At 33.5% G+C, this 3,359-nt stretch carries 4 protein-coding genes; 3 read left to right on the forward strand and 1 reads right to left on the reverse strand.

Annotated elements, in window-relative coordinates; all coding sequences use genetic code 11:
* Window positions 1-548: hypothetical protein (locus ACY3FQ_RS16765; protein ID WP_489774472.1), on the forward strand; the 548-nt coding region annotated here is incomplete at its 5' end.
* Between the two features lie 38 nt (window positions 549-586).
* On the opposite strand, the gene ACY3FQ_RS16770 is transcribed toward ACY3FQ_RS16765, so the two are convergent.
* Window positions 587-1,228, reverse strand: a complete 642-nt coding sequence (locus ACY3FQ_RS16770) for an N-acetylmuramoyl-L-alanine amidase family protein (protein WP_005028445.1) — start codon at window positions 1,226-1,228, stop codon at window positions 587-589.
* Window positions 1,229-1,375: 147 nt separating this feature from the next.
* On the opposite strand from ACY3FQ_RS16770, the gene ACY3FQ_RS16775 reads away from it, so the two are divergent.
* Window positions 1,376-2,128 (forward strand): hypothetical protein, encoded by a 753-nt coding sequence (locus tag ACY3FQ_RS16775; protein ID WP_171553502.1) that lies wholly within the window; start codon window positions 1,376-1,378, stop codon window positions 2,126-2,128.
* A gap of 275 nt (window positions 2,129-2,403) precedes the next feature.
* The coding region (locus tag ACY3FQ_RS16780; protein WP_489774474.1) for a site-specific integrase at window positions 2,404-3,359 on the forward strand (956 nt) is incomplete at its 3' end.

The following is a 3,359-nucleotide window of genomic DNA, read 5'->3' on the forward strand; positions in this document are numbered from 1 at the left end:
ATCAGGGGGTACACATGGGGCAAGCTAAGCAAAGAGGTACAGCTCAAGAACGTGCTGAAAGTGCAATTCAAAGTACGATTGATGCAACCTTGGCAAAGATTAAGACCGTACTTGATGGATACTATCAAGACATGCCGAATAACTTCTCGCAAGCTGAAAATTACTTTACTGGATATGTCGCTGCATTTGATATTAAAGATGGGATGGAACTTGAAGGTAAAGAGTCTGAATGGGCTTATGATGGTTTACCTACGCCTACCGCTTTACTCAAACTCGTTGAAACTGAGTTAAACGAAGTGATACGTGAAGATAAAGAGTTTTTGGATGACTTTGATCCTGAAATGTATATTGAAGAACTAGGCGAAAACTTGATGTTCTTCCGCTATATAGGTGCTTCTAGTTTCGATACGCCAGATGATGTTTTGCATAATATTCAAACAGTGTCATTTTGGGCGCCACACTTGGTCATGATTAATGGCGTATGGCATAACACTTATGATGCTGGTGCGGTCAATGATGATGGTGAAACGGTCGGCATAAGATTCTAATTCTAGAGGGGTGCATATTGATTACTGCAGCATGCACCTTATTGGTTTAAACATTGCTGTATCGACTGAGCAATATTTTCAGATATTTTCCAGATTACTTTCTGATTAGATAAGCGATTTGCTTCTTCAGGATTGGCAATCACGCCGATCTCAATTAAAACCGCCGGCTTTTGTGATTTCTTCAGGACCACTAGATTGTCATATTGATATACGCCATTTGAGGTCAAAAGCTTTTTGTTTTCACCTGGTATATTAATGCCATGGTAAGTAGAAGGGCTTTCACCAATTGATTTTAGGTTCTGGCCAATGAGATTGGCGCATTTCAAACTTTTTCCGTATTCTGGATTTTTCTTTGATACAAAAATTGAAAAACCTTTGAGTTGATTCTTGTACTTGGTCAGCTCAGTAGGTATTGAGTCGTGGTGCACCGAAATAAAAAGATTAGCATTAGGGTATCTGGTCGCACGTTGAACCAGTGAGACTTTATCTTCATTCACTGAAGATCTGAGCACTTGGACATGACGCGATTTAAGAAAGTATTCAATAGAATTGACCATGCTAAGGTTGTAAGTGTATTCAGGATAGCCGTTAGCTGCAGTAGATCCAGCTTGTTTTGGTGAATGGCCAACATCAAGTACTACTGAATTTTCAGCAAAGATAGATTGTGTAATGATTGACATTGCTAATATCGATATACATTTTAGCTTTAGCACAATTAAAACCCTTTAAGCTATTATTAGGGTTTTAAGTATATTTAATTTAAAAAAAATTAAAAGGTTTAAAAGGTTTTGTTAAAATGGTTTTAAGATGGTTTTAAAGTACTTATCATGAGAGCTCTAAATACAATTTTGGATATAAAATTTATACATCGACTGTTCACTCAGTTTGTAGAACATCACCCACGACCATTGAGTGTTCACTTCCTGAAAGGCACCTATATAGATGAATTAGAGGGTTATAAGTCTAAATGGCTCGTTCGTTCTATTCAGCGTCTTATTAAAAATTGGGTCCAATTGGGGATGATAGAGGATCTAGGGCGTTCTACTTGTCGCTCATCTAAATATTATAGATTAAGTAAGTATGGTGAGCTGTTCCTTAAAATATATAGAACGAATGCTAATGTTAACTTTTATGACAATCCTAAGTTTAAGACATTAAAAAAAGATATTTCATATCGTTATTTTACCTTTACATATTTTGCAGTTTGCCAAAACAAATCCTTTAAATTGTCAGATCTGCAAAAACTTGGTGACTGCCTGAATTACCACATTCACGGGCGTTCTTGGCAGCGTAATATTAATTTGTTCATTGAAGCTGGAATTATTTCATGTGAACGTCAATGTCCATCAGAAAGTTATAATTATCATGTAATCAAAGCATCCATCCATGCATTTGTGAAATCAGAACCCATTGAACGCATTGAGTTTGAAAAAAACTTGCTGAACTTAGGTATCGTGAACAATTATGAAAAATATATAGACTACAATAATTTGCTGTTTCACGTTTTGTTTAGCAAATGGATTAACAGTCCAGTTGACTTTGGATATTTTGTCGATCAAAACTTTTACGGTGCCAGCTAAGCTCACTCAAAACATCTACGGTGTAATACACCGTAAAAAGAATTGCACCTGGTACTTGCCACTAAAAAATGACAGTGAATGACATTTTGAGAGAAAAAAATTGTGGGGTAGTGCCTTTTCTACTCCTTTGAGAATTTTAATTATGTTAAATCCGATACACCTAACAATAACTTCATATTTTCCATTCCTTCACTACTATTCAATAACTTAAGTGATTTCTATTTTACTTAAATAATATGATATGTTGACCTTAAGAATACTTCATAAACTTTATTATGTTTGCTCTAAAGCCAATTCATTTAGAAAAGAAAGTCTCAAACGAAAACCAAATTATTCTGTTATTTGATATGGATACAACTTGTCCATGTTTGTACCCTATGCTGTACACCATGAAATTTCTCAGATTTCAAAGTGTCTCTACGCAGCATGCTGATTTGATAGCATTAAAATTTTGGTACGATTTTTGGTTTGAAAAGTTTGCTACTTCCTTTTGTGAGTCTTTCTATTCGACGTCCTACAACTTTGAAATCATTCAAAGTGAAATTGATAACTTCATTATCTATTTAGAAAACAACAAAAAAATTGAAAGTAATCTTATAAGATTAAGAAATGCAGAACATGCTAACTACACTACAATTGGCCATAGACTTAGATCTTTCTTAAAGTTTTACAGCTTTTTGATTGATGAATATCTAACTATCCAATCTCAGCCACAACTTTCACTGAAGGAAATCCAAAAAATTAAAGAAAACTTAAATAAATATATGACTATAAAGAAAAAAATTATAAACAACTTTTCAAAGTCTAATAAAACAATTAAAAGTGAAATCAATTATTCGTTCAAAAGTATGAATGATGAGATGATTAAAGGATTGTATTTAATTATCTCACCAAGCAATTCTAATAAATACAATACCTTAAACCCATTTAAGTCAAAAAACGTACAACTCAGAAACTTTCTGATCATACATCTCATGCTTAATTATGGTCTTAGAATTGGTGAGCTTATGCTACTAACAACCAATTCTATTAAAAAATCAATTCAGAATCATAACTTTAGTCTAATTATTACAAATACAGATGATGAGTTCGATGATCGATCAAAAAAACCAAGAATCAAGAATGAATACTCGTATCGGGTAATTAAACTACAGGAGCGAGACTATAGAATTCTTCAAATTTATATAAATGAAATACGAAAAGAAATTCCTGCACAAATCTTATTTACTTC

The organism is Acinetobacter sp. AB03 (assembly GCF_058107045.1).

Bases quoted from the DNA above. Each gene is read 5' to 3' on its own strand.
- ACY3FQ_RS16770 (WP_005028445.1), bottom strand. From the start codon at position 1,228: ATGTCAATCATTACACAATCTATCTTTGCTGAAAATTCAGTAGTACTT.
- ACY3FQ_RS16775 (WP_171553502.1), top strand. From the start codon at position 1,376: ATGAGAGCTCTAAATACAATTTTGGATATAAAATTTATACATCGACTG.